This is a genomic window from Shewanella sp. WE21 (genome assembly GCF_002966515.1).
GTDB classification, from domain to species: Bacteria; Pseudomonadota; Gammaproteobacteria; order Enterobacterales; family Shewanellaceae; genus Shewanella; species Shewanella oncorhynchi.
Genome location: NZ_CP023019.1, coordinates 866435 through 890040 on the forward strand (window position 1 = coordinate 866435; position 23606 = coordinate 890040).

General features: G+C 45.4%; 25 protein-coding genes. 12 read left to right on the plus strand and 13 right to left on the minus strand.

What is annotated here, in order from left to right; translation table 11 throughout:
• Positions 1-134: 134 nt before the first annotated feature.
• The 3 genes from CKQ84_RS03640 to CKQ84_RS03650 all read right to left on the minus strand — a co-directional run bounded on the left by CKQ84_RS03640 (position 135) and on the right by CKQ84_RS03650 (position 2943).
• Entirely contained in the window at positions 135-1001 is an 867-nt protein-coding gene (locus tag CKQ84_RS03640; RefSeq protein ID WP_105250133.1) for a sterol desaturase family protein, read from the minus strand.
• 131 nt (positions 1002-1132) lie between these two features.
• On the minus strand, positions 1133-2164 hold the full coding sequence (locus CKQ84_RS03645) for a DUF2804 domain-containing protein (protein ID WP_105250134.1): 1032 nt from the start codon (positions 2162-2164) through the stop codon (positions 1133-1135).
• Between the two features lie 215 nt (positions 2165-2379).
• Positions 2380-2943 carry a porin family protein gene (locus tag CKQ84_RS03650; protein ID WP_105250135.1) on the minus strand — a complete coding sequence of 188 codons (564 nt, stop codon included), beginning with the start codon at positions 2941-2943 and terminating at the stop codon, positions 2380-2382.
• 188 nt (positions 2944-3131) lie between these two features.
• On the opposite strand from CKQ84_RS03650, the gene CKQ84_RS03655 reads away from it, so the two are divergent.
• From CKQ84_RS03655 to CKQ84_RS03670, 4 genes are all read left to right on the plus strand, one after another.
• Complete coding sequence (locus CKQ84_RS03655; protein ID WP_105250136.1) at positions 3132-3698, plus strand: YajG family lipoprotein; 567 nt, start codon at positions 3132-3134, stop codon at positions 3696-3698.
• Between the two features lie 29 nt (positions 3699-3727).
• On the plus strand, positions 3728-4312 hold the full coding sequence (locus tag CKQ84_RS03660; RefSeq protein WP_028761870.1) for a peptidylprolyl isomerase: 585 nt from the start codon (positions 3728-3730) through the stop codon (positions 4310-4312).
• A gap of 73 nt (positions 4313-4385) precedes the next feature.
• A complete protein-coding gene (locus CKQ84_RS03665) occupies positions 4386-4706 on the plus strand; it encodes a hypothetical protein (protein ID WP_028761869.1) in 321 nt (106 codons plus the stop codon).
• A 283-nt stretch (positions 4707-4989) separates the two neighbouring features.
• Positions 4990-6405, plus strand: coding sequence for an MFS transporter (locus CKQ84_RS03670; RefSeq protein ID WP_105250137.1), 1416 nt, complete (start codon positions 4990-4992; stop codon positions 6403-6405).
• A 121-nt stretch (positions 6406-6526) separates the two neighbouring features.
• Here the strand turns inward: CKQ84_RS03670 and CKQ84_RS03675 are convergent, their stop codons facing one another.
• Positions 6527-7012: a YajQ family cyclic di-GMP-binding protein gene (locus tag CKQ84_RS03675; protein ID WP_006080274.1), complete on the minus strand. Its 486-nt coding sequence runs from the start codon at positions 7010-7012 to the stop codon at positions 6527-6529.
• Positions 7013-7167: 155 nt separating this feature from the next.
• Between CKQ84_RS03675 and CKQ84_RS03680 the strand changes: the two genes are divergently transcribed.
• From CKQ84_RS03680 to CKQ84_RS03695, 4 genes are all read left to right on the plus strand, one after another.
• Positions 7168-7530: a VanZ family protein gene (locus CKQ84_RS03680; protein ID WP_105250138.1), complete on the plus strand. Its 363-nt coding sequence runs from the start codon at positions 7168-7170 to the stop codon at positions 7528-7530.
• 50 nt (positions 7531-7580) lie between these two features.
• Positions 7581-8537: a ketopantoate reductase family protein gene (locus tag CKQ84_RS03685; protein WP_105250139.1), complete on the plus strand. Its 957-nt coding sequence runs from the start codon at positions 7581-7583 to the stop codon at positions 8535-8537.
• 350 nt (positions 8538-8887) lie between these two features.
• A complete protein-coding gene (locus CKQ84_RS03690) occupies positions 8888-9226 on the plus strand; it encodes a P-II family nitrogen regulator (protein ID WP_105250140.1) in 339 nt (112 codons plus the stop codon).
• Complete coding sequence (locus tag CKQ84_RS03695; protein ID WP_105250141.1) at positions 9223-10536, plus strand: ammonium transporter; 1314 nt, start codon at positions 9223-9225, stop codon at positions 10534-10536. The genes CKQ84_RS03690 and CKQ84_RS03695 overlap by 4 nt, the downstream gene beginning before the upstream one ends.
• An 89-nt stretch (positions 10537-10625) precedes the next feature.
• Here the strand turns inward: CKQ84_RS03695 and CKQ84_RS03700 are convergent, their stop codons facing one another.
• The 6 genes from CKQ84_RS03700 to CKQ84_RS03725 form a co-directional block, all read right to left on the minus strand.
• Positions 10626-12146, minus strand: a complete 1521-nt coding sequence (locus tag CKQ84_RS03700; RefSeq protein ID WP_105250142.1) for an EAL domain-containing protein — start codon at positions 12144-12146, stop codon at positions 10626-10628.
• A gap of 160 nt (positions 12147-12306) precedes the next feature.
• On the minus strand, positions 12307-13179 hold the full coding sequence (locus tag CKQ84_RS03705; RefSeq protein WP_105250143.1) for a DMT family transporter: 873 nt from the start codon (positions 13177-13179) through the stop codon (positions 12307-12309).
• 188 nt (positions 13180-13367) lie between these two features.
• Positions 13368-14216 carry a 3-deoxy-8-phosphooctulonate synthase gene (gene kdsA / locus CKQ84_RS03710; protein WP_105250144.1) on the minus strand — a complete coding sequence of 283 codons (849 nt, stop codon included), beginning with the start codon at positions 14214-14216 and terminating at the stop codon, positions 13368-13370.
• Between the two features lie 58 nt (positions 14217-14274).
• Positions 14275-15522, minus strand: coding sequence for a DUF819 domain-containing protein (locus CKQ84_RS03715; RefSeq protein ID WP_105250145.1), 1248 nt, complete (start codon positions 15520-15522; stop codon positions 14275-14277).
• Between the two features lie 156 nt (positions 15523-15678).
• Positions 15679-16467 carry a SirB1 family protein gene (locus CKQ84_RS03720; RefSeq protein WP_105250146.1) on the minus strand — a complete coding sequence of 263 codons (789 nt, stop codon included), beginning with the start codon at positions 16465-16467 and terminating at the stop codon, positions 15679-15681.
• A complete protein-coding gene (locus tag CKQ84_RS03725; RefSeq protein ID WP_006080263.1) occupies positions 16467-16862 on the minus strand; it encodes a SirB2 family protein in 396 nt (131 codons plus the stop codon). The genes CKQ84_RS03720 and CKQ84_RS03725 overlap by 1 nt, the downstream gene beginning before the upstream one ends.
• A 119-nt stretch (positions 16863-16981) precedes the next feature.
• Between CKQ84_RS03725 and CKQ84_RS03730 the strand changes: the two genes are divergently transcribed.
• Positions 16982-17395, plus strand: coding sequence for a GNAT family N-acetyltransferase (locus tag CKQ84_RS03730; RefSeq protein WP_105250147.1), 414 nt, complete (start codon positions 16982-16984; stop codon positions 17393-17395).
• Positions 17396-17530: 135 nt separating this feature from the next.
• Here the strand turns inward: CKQ84_RS03730 and prmC are convergent, their stop codons facing one another.
• Genes prmC through hemA form a run of 3 tightly spaced genes read right to left on the minus strand, consistent with a single transcriptional unit; the run spans position 17531 to position 20738 of the window.
• Positions 17531-18379 (minus strand): peptide chain release factor N(5)-glutamine methyltransferase, encoded by an 849-nt coding sequence (gene prmC / locus CKQ84_RS03735; RefSeq protein WP_105250148.1) that lies wholly within the window; start codon positions 18377-18379, stop codon positions 17531-17533.
• Positions 18380-18381: 2 nt separating this feature from the next.
• Entirely contained in the window at positions 18382-19473 is a 1092-nt protein-coding gene (prfA, locus tag CKQ84_RS03740; protein WP_105250149.1) for a peptide chain release factor 1, read from the minus strand.
• Between the two features lie 14 nt (positions 19474-19487).
• Complete coding sequence (hemA, locus tag CKQ84_RS03745) at positions 19488-20738, minus strand: glutamyl-tRNA reductase (protein ID WP_028761678.1); 1251 nt, start codon at positions 20736-20738, stop codon at positions 19488-19490.
• Positions 20739-20991: 253 nt separating this feature from the next.
• On the opposite strand from hemA, the gene lolB reads away from it, so the two are divergent.
• The 3 genes from lolB (at position 20992) to CKQ84_RS03760 (ending at position 23552) form a co-directional block, all read left to right on the plus strand.
• Positions 20992-21636 (plus strand): lipoprotein insertase outer membrane protein LolB, encoded by a 645-nt coding sequence (gene lolB, locus CKQ84_RS03750; RefSeq protein ID WP_028761677.1) that lies wholly within the window; start codon positions 20992-20994, stop codon positions 21634-21636.
• A 1-nt stretch (position 21637) separates the two neighbouring features.
• Complete coding sequence (gene ispE, locus CKQ84_RS03755; RefSeq protein WP_105250150.1) at positions 21638-22492, plus strand: 4-(cytidine 5'-diphospho)-2-C-methyl-D-erythritol kinase; 855 nt, start codon at positions 21638-21640, stop codon at positions 22490-22492.
• 112 nt (positions 22493-22604) lie between these two features.
• Positions 22605-23552 carry a ribose-phosphate pyrophosphokinase gene (locus tag CKQ84_RS03760; protein ID WP_006080255.1) on the plus strand — a complete coding sequence of 316 codons (948 nt, stop codon included), beginning with the start codon at positions 22605-22607 and terminating at the stop codon, positions 23550-23552.
• Positions 23553-23606 lie beyond the last annotated feature (54 nt).

Genomic DNA, 23606 nt, shown 5'->3' on the forward strand with positions numbered 1-23606 from the left:
AAGTACCACCAAAGTATGGGATTGTACATTTTTACACCAAAACAGTGGCAAAAAACGGAATATATGCTAGCAAGGCTAAATTCAAGACTCTATTAGCCATTTGCGCTATTTAACTTGGAAAATGCAGTGGATTGTTATTCCTCGCTTTTTAAACTGCTGGAAGGTGGAGCAAACAAGATACGCAGTCGTTGTTTAACACTCAAGCCTGTCGCTGTGACCTCTGCAAACATGTCTCGCCATTCACTAAAAGTCACTTTAAAGGGATTAAAACTATTCACTGGCTTAGTGATGCCGTAAATCACAGTCTCTACCTCGGGCTCAAAAGTGCCAAACAGCTTGTCCCAAATAATCAACACACCCGCATAGTTTTTATCTATATATTGGGGATTACGACCGTGGTGCACCCTGTGATGTGATGGAGTATTGAAGACCCATTCCAGCGGTCCGAGTGATTTAATCGCTTGGGTATGCACAAAAAATTGCAATCCCAGATTGAGTAATACCACAAACACCACCCAGTTTGGATCGAAACCTATGACCACCAGCGGTAACCAAAATACCCACATGCCTGCAAAGGGATACATTAAACTCTGACGAAACGCAGTGCTAAAATTCATATTCTCAGAGCTATGATGCACCACGTGAGCCGCCCACATCCAGCGGACTCTGTGGCTCGCCCTGTGGAACCAGTAATAACAAAAGTCCTGCGCGACCATCAAGGCAATAAAGCTCAATGGGCCCATTTCAATATCGAATAACTTCCAACCAAAAATCGCCAAATACAGCTTAGCGATCAGCAAACCAGTGAACAGATCGGCACCTTGGTGCATGGCCGCGAGGCTGAAATTACACAGCACTTCTTGGCCGCGATAACGTGCACTTAACGGTAGCTTTTGTCTTTTATCGCCAAAGTACCATTCCAGCAAAATACACACGAAAAACAAAGGTGCAAGCACCAGCAGTAACAATTCTGGGTGCTGGATCAGCGAGGCGATATCCATATAAGATCATCCTGTTCTATTTTTATTTTATGATTATTTTTATTGTTACTTTTATAAAAACTCTGACTACATTCTATAAACCGCATTCAACGCCACAACGCAGGCAGCTGCGATCCGTTAGTCGCCGTTAGCTACCAGCGAGCATAGTGATCTTCGGCGAGTCCCAGAACATTATTTAACTGGTAACTGTGCCCTTGATTATCGGTAATCGTGCCACTGAAATGACCGATGAATTGGCGGAAATTACTCTTAAGCAAGAGCAAATTACGCTTTTCACTGCGACAATTGCGCGCCGCAAACTGCAAATCCACTTGGCCATTTTGACTGTAGACTCGCCAAACCTCGGCGCCGAGCGTGGCATGGCGATCAAACTCAAATTGCACTGGCCCGAGTAAATGACGCTCGCCATTAATCCAAAAGACATTTTCAGTAGCCCCAGTTTCATTAACACCCGCCGCTAAATTAAGCCCCATAATGCCCTCATGGATCCGCGCGTTAATTGACGCCCAGCGCCAACTGGTATCACGGCGCATGTAACCCGCTGAAAAGTCATAGCCTGCTAAAGCTTGATTCAGCGGCTGCGGCTCATGACCCACAGTCAAACTACCTTTAACGGTCAAACCATTATGCTTTTGTGTGTAAGTCCAGCCGTTGTATCCAGTAGGACTACACATAGCCATAGGCAAACTTAAGGGGGCTGAGTGTAAAGTCACATCGGCTTGAATATTTTTAGTATCAATCACTAACCGCCAACCGCCCTCTACAATCTCAAAGCTTAACTGCGCCCCTTTACGGCCAATACTACTTCGGCCCTCGGCTGGCGATGGTGTCATCTGATAGCCAAACCTCAAAGGTTTTAACCAATCAAGCTGGGTGAGTGTGTTGGTTTTTATGTCGTATAAATAACAAAAAGCACTGCCGACGTAGGCAATATCGGCAAGCGCGATGCCTAGGACATAACGCGGCGTGACCAAAGAGACAAACTGAAATTGTTTATAATCGAAATGCTTAGCCCACGCTGAAGCAGGTTTATCCATAGTATCGAAATAGGCAAAGTCCGCTAAACCTAAGGTTTTGACTATGCCATCGAAATGACCGAAATGGGGTAACCCCTTCGGATTGATCAGGTTATCTGGGGCGATTTGCGTTGCTATCGTTAACATGACTAAGCCTTACAAAAAGGACGCGGGAGCATCTATGCTCTCTCATTCTAAACATCGAATTTTTACTCTAACCTGTCCCCCATTGCATTAAAAGAGTGCAAGGACAAAATGTTGTCATTTTGTTGCCAGCCAGTATTCGGTTTAATGTTTTAAATTCCTTGTTTGTAAAACGATTAAAGCGCCTAAAGGCGCTTTAATCGTTGGATAAGGAAAGATTAGAATCGGTAGCTAATACCAAAGTTGATCCCCTGTAATTCAAGCTCTTTCATCGGGATATATTGGTATTCCAAATTCAAACCGAATCCTGACTTAAATCGATATTGCCAGCCTGCAGCGCCATAAAAACCGACATCATCCGAGTCCATATCTTGTTTATCTATCTCATAGCTGACTTGAGTGTAAGCAGCGCCTAATTTGGCATACAGGCTGTTACCACGAGACAAAGCATACTCACCGTAAGCGGCGGTTCTAACACCTTGGTAACGTAAATCTTTTATCTCACTGATGACGCTAACAAGCGCACTCGCCACCCCACCTGAACCCGCTAAATAACCCGCCTCAAACCCAAAATGCTCGTTGAGCATATAGCGGTAATATAAGTCGCTGGTTAAGGTGTCACCCGCATCATATTTACCGTTCTTAGTTTCAAATTCTTGGGTACCGTAACCTAAACTACCACCCAGTATATGGGCAGAATCGCCCGCGAGCGCATTGGAGCTCATCATGCCTGACGCCAGCATCAGGCCAACAAATAACGAAGTGAATGATATTTTTTCCATATTTAACCTGCCTTCCATGCCTTGTAACTATGCGAATAAATGATGTGAATGCACAGAAAACACGGATGTGAATAATGAGCACAAGATATTAGCAATAAAAGCTGTACCTCAACTGAATCACGCTGTTCTGTGGCATCAAAAGTGATTTCTGGTATGCTGTAGCCACTTTTACTTGTACGAGAGATCCCATGAAACGGCTATTACTGACCTTGACTTTCCCCCTGCTCTTCGCGGGCTGTGCCAGCCAAAATCCGACTCATATGGCTTTCAGCCCTCAAGTGCCCAATATCAGCCAACAAACGGCGCAACTTGTACCTATCGCTCTTGAAACGGTAGATACACGCACAGTCGATTATGTTGCTCGTTTTATTGAAGAAGGGACAAAAACACGTTTAGTTGGCCCGAGCGAACCGCCTAAACTGTTACTTGATGAAGTATTCCGCGCAGGTTTTGCTCAAGCAGGCTACCAAATCGACCCAAGCGCAACTAATTCAGTGCAAATTCAATTAGAAGAATTGCAAATGGATATCACTAAAAAGACCTTTGGCTATGAGGCAAAACACAGTGTGTTAATCGCAGTTCAAGCCAAAAACTCCACCCAAGAGCTGGTTAAACGCTATAAAGCCAAAGGCACTTTAAAAGGTCCTTTAACGCCCGATTTTGCAACCTTAGAACTGGATATGAACAAATTGCTCGGCCAACTTACCGGCGAGATTCTAAACGATCCTGAGCTTAATCAGTTTCTACAAAAATAACAGCGTCAGTTTATTATAAGGAAATCAATATGCTCCGTTGGATATCAGCCCTCTTACTCATCTTTATGAGTCATCATAGCCTCGCACTCGACATTCAGGCCGATACCTTGTATCCCAGAGTCGAATTTGATACTAGCTTAGGCAAAATCGTGGTCGAGCTAGATAGAACTCGTGCACCAATCACTGTCGATAACTTTTTAACTCATGTCGTTAAAGGCGAATACGACAACACAATATTTCACCGCGTGATCAGTGACTTTGTGGTGCAAGGCGGCGGACTCACCCCCAAGTATGAAGAGCTGCCTGAGGGTAAGCCGATAGTCAACGAATCAGGAAATGGCCTAACAAATAGCATGGGCACGATCGCCATGGCACGTGAAAACGAGCCGCACTCAGCCACTCGTCAGTTCTACTTTAACGTAGCCGACAACACTAAGCTCGATCCCTCTAAACGTCGTTGGGGTTATGCCGTATTTGGTGAAGTGATTGAAGGTAAAACTGTCCTCGAAGCTATGGCTGTCGTTGAGACAGGAACTAACACTAAGCTCAATTGGCCCGATGTTCCTGTTACCCCTATCATATTGAAAAAAGCCAAGTTATTACCAAAACAGTAATCAAAATATAATTTCGAGCAAAAGCGCTAATTTTGCATCTATACTGTGATAGTAAACAGAAAGGAGGCAAACGATGACGGCAACTGAGTTCATCGATAATAAAGCGCCCCAACTCGCCTTCTATGGAAAAGCGTTTTTGAGTGAAGAACTCGACTTCCATGAAGTGCAACTTTACTTATGGGACACGTTAGAAGAATGGCAGCAACTGAATTCGACTGGCGAAGCGCAAACGGAAACTGAAAAAGTGTTTTGGCACTTGCTCCACAGCTTTAACAGGTGGCCTGACTGTGTGATCCGCGGTAATCAATATCTGCGTAAGCAAGTAAATGATTGCTGTGACTACCTGAGTTTAGGCGGCCGAGTGCCGCAGGGATGCATCGGGATAAGACCTTAAGTTCAGCATTCCTATCGATAAAAAATGGCCTGTAATAGGGCCTTTTTTATTTCGTAAACCAATTCCTCGTGTGTACATTATTACGATCTCCTTACTATCAAGATCTATGCTAGCGATAAAGATAAGCGGTAAACTTTTAGCTACAAGCAGTTAACTCTCGAGCCATATTCAACCATCTTATAGTGCTAAACGGGACTCCAAAGTAAAAGGAATACCATTAGCCCTTGAACCCTATGGCACCTTACCCGTAAGCTAAGCGGATTAAACACTTAGACTCATGCCTATGTCCGCAACAGGTTTTATTCAACGTACACTCGATGCCCTCAGTGTCTATTATCACAAGCGGGTTTTGATCCTGTTATTACTGGGTTTTTCTGCTGGTCTACCATTAATGCTGGTATTTTCAACGTTATCCTTTTGGTTGCGTGAAGCTGGTGTTGATCGCACTTCAATCGGTTATTTCAGCTGGATAGCCTTAGCCTATGCGTTTAAATGGGCTTGGTCACCCTTAGTCGATCGGCTTTCATTGCCGCTGCTAACTCGATTTCTAGGCCGCCGCCGTAGCTGGATGCTGTTCGCTCAGTTGTTATTGGTTGGTGCCATCTTAGGCATGTCTTTTAGTGACCCTCTCAAAGATCTCGAGCGCTTGGCACTGTTCGCGTTAATGGTCGCCTTTGCCTCAGCCACCCAAGATATTGTTATTGATGCCTTTCGGATTGAATCAGCCCCAGAAAAGATGCAAGCCGCACTAGCAGCGGCCTATCAAGTGGGTTATCGCAGCGCCATGATTATCGCCACCGCAGGCGCACTCACCATAGCGGCTTGGGTTGAACCCGGTAACACAGCATACAACTTAGTGGCATGGCAAACTTCTTACCTGATTATGGCAGGATTGATGTCTGTTGGGATTTTGACCACGCTTTTTAGCCGCGAACCCGAAGTCGATACCCGCGCCGCCGATGCCACTGAATTAGCGCTAAAACAACGCTTAAGTGCACGTTATCCTAGAATTATCGCAGCGGGCATATCTTGGGTATATACGGCCAGTATTTTACCCTTTATCGACTTTTTCAAACGCTATGGCCGCAGCGCTATCCTTATCTTATTACTGATTTCTTGCTACCGGATCTCGGATATTGTGATGGGGATTATGGCGAACGTCTTTTATGTGGACATGGGATTCACTAAGGAAGAAATTGCCTATTTAAGTAAAATCTATGGCCTGATCATGACCTTAGTCGGCGCAGCCTTTGGCGGCGTTCTGTTAGCTCGCTTCGGAACTATGAAAATCCTTTTCCTCGGGGCCTTACTGGTTGCCGTAACCAATCTGCTATTCGCGTGGCAGGCAGTGATTGGCTACAACGTGCCCTTTTTAACCTTTGCTATTTCAGTGGATAACTTCAGCGCTGGGATAGCCACGGCGGCATTTATTGCCTATCTCTCGAGTCTCACTAGCAACGGCTACAGTGCAACGCAATATGCCTTACTGTCTTCGATTATGTTGCTTTTCCCTAAATTTATCGCGGGCTTCTCGGGCGCTTATGTCGACGCATTTGGTTATGTGAACTTCTTTGTCGCCGCCAGTGTTATTGGCTTTCCAGTGTTGTTTTTGGTTGTCTTAGTCAACAAGTATGCGCCGCATCCAAGCACATCATTAATGGATGATTCGTCAAAAAGTGCACCAACAAAATCGGATTAAGGTCTCATAGCACTTATGTCATCAATATAAAAAAGCCCTCACACCTTAGTGTGAGGGCTTTTACATTTAAAGACGAAATGGCAAACGCGATACTGCATCACGTTAAACCAATTCTGCTCGATTAATCTTTAAAGTTATCAAATTGGAAAGGCTGGCCTAACTCAGACTCACGTGCCAACGCCATGACAGCTTGTAAATCGTCACGTTTTTTACCTGTAACTCGTACTTTCTCGCCCTGAATAGACGCTTGCACTTTAAGTTTGCTGTCTTTAATTAGCTTGACCAGTTTTTTAGCAATTAAGGTTTCTATACCTTCTTTAAACTTCACTTTTAGGGAGAAGGTTTTACCGCTGTGGATGGCTTTCTCATCGACTTCCATCGAAGACGGATCCACATTACGTTTGCTCAGTTGCATACGTAAAATGTCCACTAATTGTTGGCATTGGAAGTCATCTTCAGCGGTTAACGTGACCACATGGTCCTTATATTCCACGTCAGCCGTTTTACCGCGAAAATCGAAACGTGTCGCCAGCTCACGCTTAGTATTATCAACCGCATTACGCAGTTCAACTTCATTCACTTCTGACACAATATCCATTGAAGGCATAGTTTTTATGTCCCATATCAAATTAATATGCAGCTAGTTTACCCACACACAGGCCTAAGTTGAAGGTAAAGCCTAGAATAAAAGCGTAATCATGGGTGACTTTAGCCACACATTTTCCTATCATTGCCCCACTCTAAGCTAATACAAACATATTTGTGATAACTAAAAATACCCTATTTAAGCTGGCTTTAGCCGTAGCCTTTGTCGTGATCAGTTATCTGGTATTTTCCAGACCAACCTATTCGCAAAGTATTCCGAATATCGACAAGGTAGGCCATCTTGGGAGCTTTTTTTGCCTCTCCTATCTCACCTATCTTGCTTTCAAACCTAAGTGGTATTGGTTATCTCTCACACTGGCAAGCTACGCCATTTTAATTGAGTTAGTGCAATCACGTTTGCCCTACCGTAGCGCTTCTGTGGGTGATGTTATTGCCGACTTTTCGGGTATTGCACTGTTTTACTTTTGCAATTGGGCCTATGGCAAATACTTCCGCGCAGCGCAATTACGAGAAGATTAACTCAGGCGCTTCAAACTGGTACTGATAACAGATACCTTAAGGCTACACATATGACTCATGCTGTGAACATAAATCGCGTGGTGGATATTGCGATTTTAGGTGCTGGTGCCGTTGGACAGCTTATTTGCCACCAACTGACGACAGCGGGCATGGGTGTTGGTCTTATCGGCCGCGATTCAATTGCATCTATACAGCAGACACTTAGCGTCACTCCATTAGCGCCGGCCAATGATAATCAACAGAAAACACAAGCACTCCAGTATTCTGTGCCTATCTTAGCGGCCAATGCGCTCGATAATATCCGCCTCGTGATTGTCTGCGTCAAAGCCTATCAAGTGCTCGATGCACTTTTGCCCTTACTCAACCAACTGCCCAGACAATGCCACATTTTGTTGTTACACAATGGAATGGGACCTCATTTAGCCCTAGCGCCGCTAATTGATGCGCAAGCTGATGGCAGAGGGCTAAGCCTAGGGACAACTTCCCAAGGGGTGTTACGTCAAGCCCGTTGGCAAATTAGGCAAACTGGACAAGGGCTAACTCAATTTGGGCATTTTGCAGGTACAGAGCTCACTGAGCATTATCGCAATGCTTTACTGGCGGCTATCCCAAACAGTGAATGGGTGGATGCCATTGTGCCTTGTCTATGGCAGAAACTCGCCGTTAATGCCGCGATTAATCCACTTACAGCACTATATCAATGTCCTAATGGCACACTCGCCGAGCCAGGTTTTAGTGACATGATTAAAGGCATTCTCGACGAGTTAGTCACGGTTGCCACACTCGAGGGCGTGCCTCTCGATAAACAATTGTTACACGACAGGGTCTATCAGGTGATCCGCCTCACTGCGGGGAATTCCTCATCGATGCACCAAGATATTGCACACCAAAGACGAACTGAGATAGACCAAATTAATGGTTATATCTGTGAGCGTGCACAAGCGCACGGTTTAAGTGCGCCAGTTAATGCTGACCTCTGGGCGCGTATCAAACAGCTAGAAGCTTAAGCAAGAAAACTCACATAACAAAACTAAATATAACAGTATGTTTAATTTAAATAATTTTTAATTTTTTGCTGAATCCTCACTTTTTATTTACCACATTAAAACGCGAATTACCCTAGCGCCATACTCACTCGGCTTTTGCTGCACTCATGCTAGTCAAGCAAATTTACCTTGCACCAACAATACGCACCAAATCAGGGCAGATTAACTTTGCTTTGCACTGTTTTGCACCAAAATTTTAAGCTATTTCGGTGCGTTTTAATGTTAACGCAATGATAATAAATGCTTTATCTATATGGCCTAATTCCTGCTTTATTCCAATAAATTGAGTCTGCAGCTTGTTGGAGAGAAAATTGAAACTGGTCACCGCAATCATTAAACCATTTAAATTAGACGATGTACGTGAAGCTTTAACCCAGCTCAGCGTCCATGGCATGACAGTCACTGAAGTACGCGGTTTTGGCCGCCAAAAGGGCCATACGGAATTGTATCGTGGTGCTGAATATGCAGTGGACTTTTTACCTAAGATTAAACTCGAAGTTGCCATTCATTCCGATCAAGAAGATGCCGTTATTGATGCCATTATTGCTGCAGCCCATACGGGCAAAGTGGGTGATGGCAAAATCTTTGTGACTTCGTTAGAACAAGTGGTGCGCATTCGCACTTCGGAAGAAGGAGTTGATGCCCTATGATGCTAGTGAGCTTCAGACTCAGTATTAAATACCTATTGATATTATTCAGTATATTGACGATGAACGCCGTCGCCGATGATGGTCAATTTAGCGCTGCAAATACAGCGTGGATCTTAAGCTCATCCGCATTAGTGTTGTTGATGACCCTGCCAGGATTAGCCTTGTTTTACGGCGGTTTAGTTCGCAGTAAAAACGTGCTTTCAATATTGATGCAATGCTTCTCTATTGCCGCCCTAGTGTCAGTTTTATGGTTCGGGCTAGGTTACTCACTCGCATTCGACACAGGTAACAGTTTCATCGGTGGCTTAGACAAAGCACTACTGTCAGGTATTGGTCGCGATAGTCTTAGCGGGGATATTCCCGAGCCGCTGTTTATGCTATTTCAAATGACCTTTGCCATCATAACGCCAGCTTTAATCATCGGTGGCTTTGCCGAGCGAATGAAGTTTTCAGCTGTGCTTATCTTTTCAGGTGCTTGGTTATTAATGGTTTATACGCCGATCACCCACTGGGTTTGGGGCGGTGGCTGGTTAGCACAGCTAGGACTGTATGATTTCGCGGGCGGAACCGTGGTGCATATCACCGCAGGGGTTGCTGCGCTCGTGGCCGCTAAAGTGCTAGGTCCACGCAAAGGATTTTTAAACTCGGCCATTATGCCGCACAACCTGACGATGACAGTCACAGGTGCGGGCATGCTGTGGGTGGGTTGGTTCGGTTTTAACGGTGGCAGTGCGCTCGGCGCTAACGGCACCGCAGCCATGGCGATTCTAGCCACTCATCTCGCCGCTTCTATGGGCGCGATGACATGGGCGGCAATTGAGTGGATTAAGTTTGGTAAACCCAGCGCCCTTGGCATAGTCACAGGTATGGTAGCGGGCTTAGGCACTATCACTCCCGCCTCAGGTTATGTTGGCCCAGCAGGCGCCTTAGTCATAGGTTTACTCGGTGGAATCGTGTGTTTTTACTCAACGGTTTATATCAAACAGAAACTTAAAATCGATGACTCCTTAGACGTTTTCCCCGTGCACGGTGTCGGCGGTATTCTCGGTACCCTTTTGGCAGGAGTATTTAGCTCGACCCAATTAGGCGTCTTTAGCGGCTACGGTTTTGCGGCAGTGAACGACACTATGATAGACCAACTTGGGGTACAGATTATCGGGGTTGCGGCGACATTCACTTATACTGCGGTGGTCACTTGGTTGCTGTTTGTGATCATCCGTAAGCTACTTGGCGGCCTTCGCGTCAGCACAGAACAAGAAGTTAACGGCTTAGATTTATCGGAACACGAAGAAACGGGTTATAGCCTTTAATCAGAACCTCTAGCCAGAACCTTTAGTTAAGACAGTTGAATAGCCATAAGGGTACCAAGGCGCCCTTATGGCTGACTTACATCATGATGCTACTTTTTGAAATGTTCGACTAACCATAACTTTAAATCCCCCAACTTCATCGGCTTAGCAAAGAGATAACCTTGTAAAAAATGGACTTGGCGACTGGTCAAATAATCTGCCTGCTCCTGGGTTTCAACCCCTTCAGCCACCACCACATAATTCATCTTATGAGAGAGCTCAATAATGGTATCGAGCACGTGGGAAGTCACGGAATCCTGCCCTATGGTATCGATGAAGCATTTATCGATTTTCAAGTAATCTAATGGCATGGTTTGTAACAAAGATAAGGTTGTTTGCCCAGTACCAAAGTCATCGATAGCCACTAAAATCCCCAACTGGCGTAAGCTTTCAATGCGCTGGCAAATATCCGGCGTTAATAATTGCCGTTCGGTGATTTCGATTAAAGGCTTAACGCCAATACGATCCAAAGAATCCCGCAGATGAATAAATTTCGACTCGATATCATCTTGGGTAAAATGCTCTGGCGCCACGTTAAACGCGACTCTAAAGCCCGATTCAACCTTCATATTAGCAAAATCTTTTAATGCCTTTTCGAAGATATAATTGGTCAATGGAACAATCAACTTGCTCTCTTCGGCGATAGGAATAAACAAATCAGGCCGTACTAAGCCCATTTGTGGGTGCTGCCAACGCACTAATGCCTCGACTCCTTTGGCCTTACCGTCCTCAGCACAGATCACAGGTTGATAAACCAAAAAGAACTCTTCGTTCTCTATCCCGCTACGAATATCATCAGCAAGGGAGTGACGAGATAACCGTGAATAGAGCACAAACAAGATAGAACCCGTAATCAAAATAATACTAAAGGGTAATGAGATAGCAAAAAATATCCAAAAAAAATGCCTAAAAAAAGCAGGTGACATTTCTAGTAACACCGAAAAACGATGATCCTCAGAATCTAAAGTCATTACCTCATTTTTGATAAACTCGAGTGATTCAGGAATCGTTTTACCATTGATGGATAAAGCGACATTGATAACTGCGCTAGGAAACACATCGGGCTGTACAAAGGAATCTAATAAATATTGTCCTTCAATAATGACAGCAGCGCCGTGTTTAGATTTAGGGTCCCATTTAGATGACACTATCGCGGGCACCTCAGGCATAAAAGGCGTGCCCGTAATAATAAACTGGTTAGATATTTCAAGATTTTCGGTAGCACTAACAATGCTCAGGGGAGTATCAATATCACCGGTTTTAGAAGAGCAATAAACATGTTGTGAATCATATATTAAAGCCGAGCGAAAGTAGGGTTGGAACAACATATAGTTGTATAACTCTTGACACTCAGAATCCTTCAATGCCAATGCATAATGGCTGATTTCATTAGCATGGGACACCAAAGTATCAATATGACTCACATAAATAGCCCCCACACCTTTGACTTTATCTTCAACAAAATACTGTGCAGAGAGATAACTTGCGACAGCAGCAATTCCAATTGGAAACAATATGACTGCCAGCCATTGCCATAATGGCAGATTTAATTTTGCTAACTTTTTTCGCATATATCCTTAACTCGCACTGCGCTCGGTTAAAAATAGTATCAAAATCTATGGAGCAAGACGTGTGTATATTTGTATCTCAGCGAATGTTTGCTTGATATAAACACACTGAATCGAGTTCTATTTTAGTCTAAAAAACCAGCATACCTTCTATTAATTTAGTCTATTCCCACATCACCAAAATGGCGGCGATAGCGATTAAGACTAACCCTAGCATATCTTTTATCTTTACTTTTTCCTTCAGCCAAAAGGTGGCAATCAAGATCATAAAGAAAACTTCAACTTGACCTAAAGTTTTAACATAGGGCACAGCCTGCAACGACATAGCACTAAACCAACCGATAGAACCTAAACAACTGGCGATGCTTGTCAGTAAAGTCAACTTAGGTCGTTGCCATAATGCTATCAGCGTAAATTTATCCTTAAGCAACAAATAACTGACTAACAGCAAAGTTTGTAGGCCTATCACAAATAGCAACACCCAAGCTGCGCTATGGGGGAAACCAATATTCAAACATAAACTCGCTTCTCGTACCCAAAGCGATGTCAGCGCAAACGAAGTACCACAGGCTAAACCAATCAATACCGTATTGAGCGACAGACTTCGCAGGCCTTGTTTGGCACTCATGAGAAAAATTGCCACACCCCCCAACAACACTCCCGACCAACCTAAAAGGGATAAATGCGTCCCAAAAAACACTGTGCCTAAGATCGCCGCGACCACAGCTTCACTCTTGGCTAACCCAGCACCAACGGCAAAGTTCTGTTGCTTGAACAATTTCACCATCAAGCCCGTCGCGAGAATTTGCATCGCCGATGCTCCGAGAATAAAACCGATAAAACGGTCGCTAAAATCGGGGATTCCGACATCCTGCCAAAGATATAAGCTCGCCAAATACACGGCGGCAATCGGCCCAGCCCAAATAAAACGCGCTAAGGTCACGCCCGCAACACTCACTTCTTTACTCAGCTGGCTTTGAAACGCATTACGCCAAGCCTGCATAAATGCCGCCAGCAAAGTGAGTAAGATCCACATAAAGGTATTCCGTAAAGAATCTGATCGGCTATAAAAACAAGATTGTTAGGCAAAGCCCATCATAAAACATTAATGTTTCAGATAGCTACGGGGCTATACCAATCACATTCCTCGACTGAAAAACAAAAGCCCCGAACGAGTCGAGGCTTTGGGATTAAGTCACTAATTCATTAAGTCTTAGCTTGCGATTACTTACTGGTATCGATTGGCTCGAAGGATTTCACCAAATCGTCGATCGCTTTCATTTGCTTCAGATAATTTTCTAACTGATGCAAAGGTAGCGCACATGGGCCATCACACTTAGCGTTATCAGGATCGGGGTGCGCCTCAATGAATAGACCCGCTAAACCCAGCGCCATACCACTGCGCGCTAACTCGGTCGCCTGTGCGCGACGTCCACCCGCTGAATCTGCACGACCACCAGGGCGTTGCAGCGCATGAGTCGCATCAAAAATCACTGGGTAGCCAGATTGCTTCATCTCATCCATGCCCAACATATCAACGACTAAGTTGTTATATCCAAAGCTTGAACCACGTTCACACAGGATGATCTCGTCATTACCCGCTTCGTTAAACTTAGTGATGATATGGCGCATTTCATGTGGTGCTAAAAACTGTGGCTTTTTCACATTGATGATAGCGCCAGTTTTTGCCATCGCGACAACCAAATCAGTCTGGCGTGCTAGAAATGCAGGTAACTGAATAATATCAACTACTTCTGCCACTGGCGCACACTGATGCACTTCATGCACATCGGTGATCAAAGGTAAATTAAAGGTCTTTTTAATCTCTTCAAAAATCTTTAAGCCTTCTTCCATACCTGGACCGCGGTAAGAGTTAATCGAAGAACGATTCGCCTTATCAAAAGACGCCTTAAATATATAAGGGATCCCCAGCTTTTGAGTCACTTCGGCGTAGGTTTCAGCAATCGACATAGCAAGATCGCGAGACTCAAGCACATTCATGCCACCAAACAACACGAAAGGTTTATCGTTGGCAATCTCGATTGAACCTAGGTTTATGATTTTATTACTCATCGCAACTTCTCTCTAAAATGCTGGAACCTTTCCCAGCGGTGAATAGGAGCTAAGGCGGTTATACCGCAACTAACTGTAAAATTTGACCACAAATCCATGCCATATAGGTTCCTAACGCATAACCTAATACGGCTAACAGTACGCCCACGGGTGCTAATGCGGGGTGAAATGCCGCCGCAACTACAGGGGCCGACGCAGCACCGCCCACATTCGCTTGGCTGCCTACGGCCATATAAAATAACGGGGCTTTAATCAGCTTAGCCACCAATAACATAAAGCTTGCGTGAACGATCATCCACACAATACCAATTAAAAAGTACAATGGCGTATCAAGCACCTTACTCACATCCATATGTAGACCAATGGTCGCAACTAAGATGTAAAGGAAGGCTGAAGCCACTTTTGATGCCCCCGCCGCCTCTAAATGACGCACTGGGCTGAATGACATCGCCAAACCAATCGTTGTGACTATCACCACTAGCCAGAAAAATTTAGAGGTTAAACTGTAATCTGCAGTCCAAGGATAGTTCACTTCAAAAAATGGCCCCAGAAAATCAGCGGCGATATGAGCAATACCTGTGATACCAAAGCCTACAGCGACAATCAGCATAAGATCGCGCAGATTAGGAATGCGTGCATTTTCAGCGTGATACTTCTCAACTTTATCTTTTAACGCTTCAATAGCAGAAGTATCCGCACCGGTTTTAGCATCGATCTCTTTCGCTTTTGAGGCCAGAAACAGCAGTACTGCCATCCAAATATTGGCGACTATCACATCGACTGTCACCATCACAGAGAAAATATTACCGCCCACGTCATAAATTTCTTTCATTGCAGCTTGGTTTGCGCCGCCACCAATCCAGCTCCCCGCTAAGGTCGTCATACCACGCCATACCGCATCGGGGCCATCGACCCCAATTAAAGAAGGTTCAATAACCGACACCAGCAACAAGGCGATAGGGCCGCCGATAACGATACCGACAGTGCCAGTTAAAAACATGATCAAAGCTTTCGGCCCTAAACTTAAAATAGCTTTTAAATCAACGCTTAAAATCAATAAGACTAAACAAGCTGGCAGCAAATAACGGGATGCTACAAAATACAGTTGTGAGGTATTACCATCGATTACCCCAAAGGTATTCAATAACGATGGCAAGAAATAGCACAATAAAAGAGCGGGAATAAAACGATAAAACTTCTGCCAAAAAGGATGACTACTGCTACTGGTATAAAATACAAAACCTAGAATTGTCGCGAGTATTCCTAACGCCGTGGCATCGTTCGTCACTAAAGCCGTGCTTGTCATGCTAATTTCTCCCTGTTGATACAGTTATTATTTTTATTAGAGACTTAACTTTTAAGTCCCTGGGTCAAACTTCCATCTGCCCAGTGTTATTATTTTTGCGGATTGAATTCGTTAATAAAAGTTGAATAAATAAGAAGAGCCCCGAAAGGCTCTGCTTTAGTGATAAACCTCGGCGTGTTCGTTTAATTCTTTGAGCTGCATCTTCACTATCTCGATCACGGGATCGTGAGGACTATTATCAACAAAATGCTGCAGATCGGCGGCGGCCACATTAATACAACCCAACTGCTGTGCAATAAATGCCCGCTCACGATTCAAATGTACATCGTCAACATGCCATTGCAACAGCAGACTACAACACTCCATCGCTGCCTCAAATTGATGCGACACTATGCAACCCGCCTTAAGCTCATGCAGCATACGCGTCAGCAGTTTTTTCACCGTTGCAGGCTTTAAGTAACTTGCCTTAAGCTCAGCAGCATTACCTAACTCGCCGCGCACTAACACGTGCAACTGGTGACGGGTGAGTTCCTTGCCCGTTAAAGGATCCAAATAACTCACTTCACCGCCAATCTTACAACGCAGAACCGTATTGCCAGGTAGCAATATGGGTTCGAGTTCAAGATCTAACTGCTTCGCCAGCAACATCAATACCGTCGCCAGCGTTGTACTATTACCTTGGCGACTAATTAAGCAAGTACCTAAATCTGCCGCCTCTGTACTGAAGTAGTTCTCACGAACACAAAAACCTAAATCCTCGTAAAACCAATGCAACAGCGCATTAAAACGCTGTTGTTGATCAACCAAGTAATGACTTAATACGGCTCCCGCCATTTCAAACCAAGCCCATTTAGCGGCTTCAAGTTTAGAAAATCCAAGGTGCGCACCTACATCCAATGCCGACTCGGGCAATGAAATGCCATCTTGCAGAGTGTAGTTACCCATTAACCCAATAATACCGCTTGTTTAAAATGAGCCAATTTTGCAGCATAAACCAACCAACCAATCGCGCCTAAGTAAGCAAACACTTTGAACAATTTGTTTCTGTTCGCTTTTATGGCAATGGCGCCTAGGACAATGTAAGCAACTACAGCACCGATTTTTTCGGTCATCCAAGGATCCACAAAAGGAAATTGCTGGATCATAAAACACAAAGTTAAGCCCGACAGCAGTAGGAAAGTGTCGATAACATGGGGCGCTATCTTGAGCAGCTTCTTCTCCATCAGAGCCGATTGGCGCAGATGCAGGACAAAGCGCACGGTAAGCAGTAACACGCTCAACGCGATAAAGGTAAAATGCAGATGTTTAACCGCAGGATATAGACTGTAAAAAGTTTCCATTACGATACTTATGGCCAGTGACAAAGGCGCTAGTTTACCCTAATCCTTGGCGGCATACCAATGCCTATCAGCCTAGATATTCAGAGCTAACATCATAAAAAATCAAACGAGAAGTGACGATGAATTTAAGCTTAATTAATGATGAATCAACCGAGTTCTCCGACGCTGTAAAACAAAAAATTGTCGAGTTCAACCAAGTCCAATGGCAGGGGCTTAGCCGTAAAAATCTCGGACTCAAACTACAGGACTCCGAAGGTAAACTGTTAGCAGGGATCAGCGGTAAAACCTTCGGTAATTGGTTGTTAATTGATTACCTGTGGGTCGATGACGCCCTAAGACACCAAAAAATCGGCACGCGCTTGCTATTAGAGGCAGAAAGCCAAGCAAAAACGCGCGGCTGCCAATTTGCCCTACTCGATACCTTAGATTTTCAAGCTAAGCCCTTTTATGATCGCCACGGCTATCGCGTGCAATGGATACAACAAGCCTACCCAGAAACCGGCAGTAAATTCTTTATGGTGAAAGCGTTGTGATGTTTAAGGTTTAGGATCTTCACCTTACACCAACTTAAGGTCGCCCTATCGAAAACAAAAACGCCATTGGCAATAACCAATGGCGTTCGATAAATCGGTATAACTGGGTAAATATCTTCACTTAAAGCAGAGTTATTACTCAGCCCATTTACCCATAGTGCATCTGTCATTACTGCCAAAGTCTCGCACTGTGGCAACATTTTCATAGCCCAGTTCGATAAGCTTAGCCCGGAGTTTTACAGCTTGCTCAAAACCATGTTCGAGCAGGATATAGCCGTTAGGCTTTAAGTAATCTCGAGCTGTGTTGGCAATATAATAAAGATCGGCAAAGCCTTCCTCGGCGGCGGTTAACGCGCTTTGGGGCTCGAAACGCACGTCACCTTGGTGCAAGTGTTCGTCAGCTTCATCAATATAGGGCGGATTTGAGACGATTAAATCAAAGTCTCGCGACTTTACGGCACTGAACCAGTCACTCTGGAGAATTTCGACCTGTGGCAGCTTTAAGTTCTCGCGGTTCGCGATAGCCAAAGCCACGGCATCATCGACTTTATCGACCGCGGTGATTTGCCATGACTCACGCTCAGACGCCAACGCCAGCGCAATCGCCCCAGTGCCTGTGCCTAAATCGAGCACTTTGGCGTAGGTAGAAAGCGGCATGTTCAAGGCGGTTTCAACCAGAATTTCCGTATCAGGACGTGGGATCAAAGTGGTGTCGTTGACGATAAAAGACAACGACCAAAATTCGCGCTCACCGACAATATGTGCCACAGGTACGCCTTTTTGGCGTTTCTGTACCATTTGCTGGAAGCGTTTCCACTGCTCAACCGTCAAGGATTTTTCAGGCCAAGTGTATAAATAGCTGCGACTTTTATTGAGGCAATATAACAACAAAACCTCTGCATCCAGATGAGCGGATTCAGAGGTTGATGCTAACTGCACATAAGCCCATTGCAGGGCTTCGGCTATGCTAGATTGATCTGACAAAATTACCCCTGCTCGTCAGCCAGTGCGGCTAACTGATCGGCTTGATGCTCTTGCATCAGAGGCAATAAAATAGCATCGAGATCGCCTTCCATTACTTCGTTCAAGCGATATAAGGTCAAGTTGATGCGGTGTTCGCTCACGCGGCCTTGCGGGAAGTTGTAAGTACGTACACGTTCGGAGCGATCGCCACTGGCAACCAGACTACGACGGGTCGATTCTTCGGCGCTACGGCGTTTTTCGTCTTCAACAGCTTGAATACGTGCGGCCAGTACACTCATGGCTTGGGCACGGTTCTTGTGTTGCGAACGTTGATCTTGGCATTCCACCACGATCCCAGTAGGAATATGGGTGATTCGAATAGCTGAGTCAGTTTTGTTAACGTGCTGACCACCCGCGCCCGATGAACGATAAGTATCGACTTTCAGATCGGCTGGATTGATTAAAATCGCTTCGGCTTCAGGCACTTCGTGGAGTACCACAACAGTAACCGCTGAAGTATGCACACGTCCTTGGGATTCGGTTTCTGGCACACGCTGTACACGATGGCCGCCGGATTCAAACTTAAGTTTGCCGTATACGCCTTCACCGCTGACCTTCATGATCACTTCTTTAAAGCCACCATGTTCACCTTCGTTACAGCTCATGATTTCGATCTGCCAGCGATTTGCTTCAGCATAACGGCTGTACATGCGGAATAAGTCACCGGCGAAAATAGCCGCTTCATCGCCGCCAGCACCAGCGCGGATCTCAACGAACGCATTTTTATCGTCGTCAGGATCTTTTGGCAATAATAGAATTTGCAATTCGTCTTCGAGCTGCTCGAGTTTGGCCTTAGCGGCTTTCATCTCTTCCTGCGCCATTTCACGCATTTCAGCATCGTCTTCTTCCAGCATTTCTTTGGCAGAATCGAGATCGGCCTGCGCTTGCTGATAGGCTTTAAAGCCAGCAACAACGTCTTCTAACTGGGCATATTCTTTCGATAACGCACGAAACCTGTCTTGATCAGAAATGACGCTAGCATCACCCAGCAAAGCCATGACTTCTTCATTGCGCTCGAGCAAGCCTTCCAGCTTGCGGATAACGGATTCCTTCATTTAACTCGCTAACCTTAGTTTTTATCTAATCCAAGCGCTGATCTTAACTGACCGAGAGTATTCAAATCGCCCTGACGACTCGCTGCCGTGAGGGCCTGTGTCGGTGCGTGGATAAGTTTGTTGGTCAGGCGATTGGCTAGTTCAATCAATACCTGCTCAGTGTCTGAGCCCTGAGCTAATTTATTCAAGGCGCGTTCCACTAACTCATCTTTTACCGCCATGCTCTGGCTGCGATACTCGCGAATACTGTCGACCGACTCTAAAGAACGGATCCAATCCATAAATAGGAAAGATTGTTCTTCAGTAATTACTTCAGCTTGCTCGGCGGCTTCTTTTCGAGAAGCCATATTCTGTTCAATAATGCTATGCAGGTCGTCCACTGTATACAGAAACGCGTCATCCAAATCGGCGACTTCCGGCTCAATATCCCGGGGAACTGCTATATCAACCAATAACATAGGTTGATGGCGACGCTGCTTTAGCGCTTTTTCGACCATGCCTTTACCTAGGATAGGCAGAGGGCTGGCGGTAGAGGATATCACGATATCGGCTTTTGGGAGATAATCTGGTATCTGCGCCAGTGTAATTGCTGTTGCGCCAAACTCCTCGCACATGCCTTGGGCACGTTCTAACGTCCGATTTGCTACGACCATTGAAGCCACGCCGTTATCTTTAAGATGCTTCGCAACCAGTTCTATGGTTTCACCCGCACCAATTAACAGCACTTTAGTGGTCGATATCGATGAGAAAATATGTTTCGCCATGCTTACCGCGGCAAATGCCACTGAAACTGCGGCGGCGCCAATTTCAGTGTCAGTGCGGACTTTCTTAGCGACTGAAAAAGTATTCTGAAAGAGTCTATCTATGGTTAGCGCAACCGTACCAGCCTCTTTGGCCTTAACGAACGCTTGCTTTACTTGACCGAGAATCTGCGGCTCACCAAGGATCAAAGAATCGAGCCCAGAGGCTACGCGCATCAAATGCCTGACGGCATCTTGACCGTGATAGTTATAGAGACAAGGTGCTACATCCTCATGATCTAGGCCGTGATATTCTTCAAGCCACGCAATAATGTCGGCCTCATCGCCGTTGTTGCAATACAACTCAGTGCGATTACAGGTCGAGACAATAACGGCTTCACCCGAGCGTGTACGACTGGCCAGACTCTTCATAGCGTCATGAATTTTGTCCGGAGAGAAGGCGACTTTCTCACGCAGGTCTACCGTGGCTGTTTTATGGTTAATACCGATTGCTACAAGGCTCATCTGACTCTTTCTAGATTCTTGGCGACTCTCTTAATAAGGGCATTCTACTGAATTGGCCCAACTAAAAACAGAATACGCTTAACAAAACCGAATAAAGGTCTAACTTCTTACCTAAATTTTCTATCAATAATAGGTAAGGCAAAATTTGCCCCAAGGGAGCAAATCTAAGTGACCGCCGATGGAAATTTTACGTTTGGCATTGGTATTCTTTCCAAGCCCTCGTATCATAAGGACTTTGGTATATCAGTCATAGATGAATAATTTGAAGCGCCTCACAAAAACCATTTTCTCTTGTTTTACCTTAAGCGCCCTACTCTTACTGGCGGGGTGTGAAACCTTGCCGCCGATGACTGACTTAAGCCCAATCACAGTCAATGATGCGCGCCAAGCCAAAGCTTGGGAATTACAGGGAAAACTAGCGATAAAAACTCCCGACGATAAACTCAGTGCCAATATCTACTGGCGCCACAGTGAAGATCGCGATGAACTCACACTCACGACTATGCTAGGTACAACTGTGTTGACGCTTAATTCAACCTCGAACTCTGCCCATTTACATATCGATGGCAAAGATTTTCGCGACGATAATGCCCAGCGTTTACTCGAGCGAGTCAGCGGTTGGTCCATCCCCTTGGCCGATTTACCTTTGTGGATCACTGGTCAAGTTGGCCAGAATGATCAAGTACTTGAAAGCGATAGCCAAGGCAAACCTAAACAGCTCACAAACACTCAAACCCCACCGCCTTGGCAGGTCACATTTTTAAGTTGGCAATCCCAGAGCGGCGCCAACGTGCCCCATCAATTAAAGCTTGAGCGTGGTGACTTACAACTCAAACTACAATTGAATCAATGGCAAGCCCTCGGCAAGCCTGCAATCATACTCGAAGAGAAACCTTAGCATGCCCGCAGCAATTTCACGCCATTGGCCAGCACCAGCCAAGCTTAACTTATTCTTACACGTGAATGGTCGCCGCGCAGATGGTTATCATGAACTGCAAACCTTGTTTCAGTTTATTGATTACTGTGACATGCTCGATTTTAAGATCACTGAAACCGCAGAACTGATTTTGCACTCCAATATCTCTAATGTTGTCGCCGATAGCGATAACTTAATTCTGCGAGCCGCAAAATCATTACAACAAACCACAGGCTATACTGGCGGCGCCGAAATCTGGTTGGATAAACGTCTACCCATGGGCGGAGGTTTAGGTGGCGGCTCGTCAGATGCTGCCACCACCTTAGTGGCACTGAACACGTTATGGAACACCCAATTATCGACCGAAGAACTGGCTAAAATCGGCCTTAAACTTGGTGCCGATATTCCTGTTTTTATTCATGGTTTCGCCGCTTTTGCCGAAGGTGTAGGTGAACGCTTACAAGCGGTAAATCCGAGTGAGCCTTGGTACTTAATCATCGCACCCGATGCCCATGTATCCACCGCTGAAGTATTCCAAGATCCACTTTTACCACGTGATACCCCGAAACTGGCCATAGATACCTTAATGAACCAACCTTGGGCAAATGATTGTCAAAAACTAGTCGTTTCTAAATACCCTCAAGTTGCCAAGGCATTAGGCTGGCTGCTAGAATATGCGCCGTCGAGAATGACAGGAACAGGCGCATGCGTGTTCGGGGAATTCACACAAAAGCAACAAGCTCTCGCAGCCTTGGCGAAATTACCGTCTGAAATGCAAGGATTTGTTGCACAAGGGATGAATCTTTCGCCGCTCATCACGCGACTCAGTCACCCTTAAACTACTTTCTTCTAGAGTAACCACTTAACGATAACGCCTCGGGTTCCTCCCGTCCCTACATCGTCGTTACTCTAGCCACTAAAATATAAAGCAAACGCCTGAGGTTCATACAGTGCCCGACATCAAGCTCTTTGCTGGGAACGCCACCCCCAGTCTCGCTAAAAAGATAGCCGATCGTCTATTTTGCAAACTCGGAGACGCAGTGGTTGGTCGTTTCAGCGATGGTGAAATCAGTGTCCAAATTAACGAAAATGTACGTGGGGCCGATGTGTTCATCATCCAATCCACTTGTGCGCCGACAAACGACAACCTGATGGAACTCATCGTGATGGTTGACGCGCTGCGCCGTGCATCTGCTGGCCGTATCACAGCTGTTATTCCTTACTTTGGTTATGCTCGTCAAGACCGTCGCGTTCGTAGCGCCCGTGTACCTATTACTGCAAAAGTGGTTGCCGATTTCCTGTCTAGCGTGGGTGTTGACCGCGTTCTGACCTGTGACCTGCACGCTGAGCAAATCCAAGGTTTCTTCGACGTTCCTGTTGATAACGTATTTGGTAGCCCAGTGCTACTAGAAGATATGTTAGCGAAGAACTTAGATAATCCAGTCGTTGTTTCTCCAGACATCGGTGGTGTTGTTCGCGCTCGCGCAGTAGCAAAACTGTTGGATGATTCTGATTTAGCGATCATTGATAAACGTCGCCCACAAGCGAACGTTGCGCAAGTTATGCACATCATTGGTGATGTTCAAGGTCGTGACTGCATTATCGTTGACGATATGATCGACACAGGCGGCACTCTGTGTAAAGCGGCTGAAGCCTTAAAAGAACATGGTGCGAACCGCGTATTTGCTTACGCAACTCACCCAGTGTTCTCTGGCAAAGCGGCTGAAAATATCGCTAACTCAGTGATTGATGAAGTGATTGTGACTGACACTGTTCCTTTAAGCCCAGAAATGTTGAAAGTGGCTAAAGTAACTCAGTTAACTATGTCTGCGGTACTGGCTGAGGCAATTCGTCGCGTAAGCAACGAAGAGTCTATTTCTGCCATGTTCCGTCACTAATAGTTCCGTCACTAATAGTTCTGTTACTGAACGTTCTGACTAATCTGAGTTGTA

Coding starts and splice junctions, on each gene's coding strand:
- CKQ84_RS03645 (WP_105250134.1), bottom strand. CDS start 2,164: ATGTTAACGATAGCAACGCAAATCGCCCCAGATAACCTGATCAATCCG.
- CKQ84_RS03715 (WP_105250145.1), bottom strand. CDS start 15,522: ATGACAAGCACGGCTTTAGTGACGAACGATGCCACGGCGTTAGGAATA.
- lolB (WP_028761677.1), top strand. CDS start 20,992: ATGAATAATTTGAAGCGCCTCACAAAAACCATTTTCTCTTGTTTTACC.
- kdsA (WP_105250144.1), bottom strand. CDS start 14,216: ATGAGTAATAAAATCATAAACCTAGGTTCAATCGAGATTGCCAACGAT.
- ispE (WP_105250150.1), top strand. CDS start 21,638: ATGCCCGCAGCAATTTCACGCCATTGGCCAGCACCAGCCAAGCTTAAC.
- CKQ84_RS03720 (WP_105250146.1), bottom strand. CDS start 16,467: ATGGGTAACTACACTCTGCAAGATGGCATTTCATTGCCCGAGTCGGCA.
- CKQ84_RS03730 (WP_105250147.1), top strand. CDS start 16,982: ATGAATTTAAGCTTAATTAATGATGAATCAACCGAGTTCTCCGACGCT.
- CKQ84_RS03700 (WP_105250142.1), bottom strand. CDS start 12,146: ATGCGAAAAAAGTTAGCAAAATTAAATCTGCCATTATGGCAATGGCTG.
- CKQ84_RS03705 (WP_105250143.1), bottom strand. CDS start 13,179: ATGTGGATCTTACTCACTTTGCTGGCGGCATTTATGCAGGCTTGGCGT.
- CKQ84_RS03685 (WP_105250139.1), top strand. CDS start 7,581: ATGACTCATGCTGTGAACATAAATCGCGTGGTGGATATTGCGATTTTA.
- CKQ84_RS03695 (WP_105250141.1), top strand. CDS start 9,223: ATGATGCTAGTGAGCTTCAGACTCAGTATTAAATACCTATTGATATTA.
- prfA (WP_105250149.1), bottom strand. CDS start 19,473: ATGAAGGAATCCGTTATCCGCAAGCTGGAAGGCTTGCTCGAGCGCAAT.
- CKQ84_RS03670 (WP_105250137.1), top strand. CDS start 4,990: ATGTCCGCAACAGGTTTTATTCAACGTACACTCGATGCCCTCAGTGTC.
- CKQ84_RS03725 (WP_006080263.1), bottom strand. CDS start 16,862: ATGGAAACTTTTTACAGTCTATATCCTGCGGTTAAACATCTGCATTTT.
- CKQ84_RS03665 (WP_028761869.1), top strand. CDS start 4,386: ATGACGGCAACTGAGTTCATCGATAATAAAGCGCCCCAACTCGCCTTC.
- CKQ84_RS03640 (WP_105250133.1), bottom strand. CDS start 1,001: ATGGATATCGCCTCGCTGATCCAGCACCCAGAATTGTTACTGCTGGTG.
- hemA (WP_028761678.1), bottom strand. CDS start 20,738: ATGAGCCTTGTAGCAATCGGTATTAACCATAAAACAGCCACGGTAGAC.
- CKQ84_RS03675 (WP_006080274.1), bottom strand. CDS start 7,012: ATGCCTTCAATGGATATTGTGTCAGAAGTGAATGAAGTTGAACTGCGT.
- CKQ84_RS03660 (WP_028761870.1), top strand. CDS start 3,728: ATGCTCCGTTGGATATCAGCCCTCTTACTCATCTTTATGAGTCATCAT.
- CKQ84_RS03655 (WP_105250136.1), top strand. CDS start 3,132: ATGAAACGGCTATTACTGACCTTGACTTTCCCCCTGCTCTTCGCGGGC.
- CKQ84_RS03650 (WP_105250135.1), bottom strand. CDS start 2,943: ATGGAAAAAATATCATTCACTTCGTTATTTGTTGGCCTGATGCTGGCG.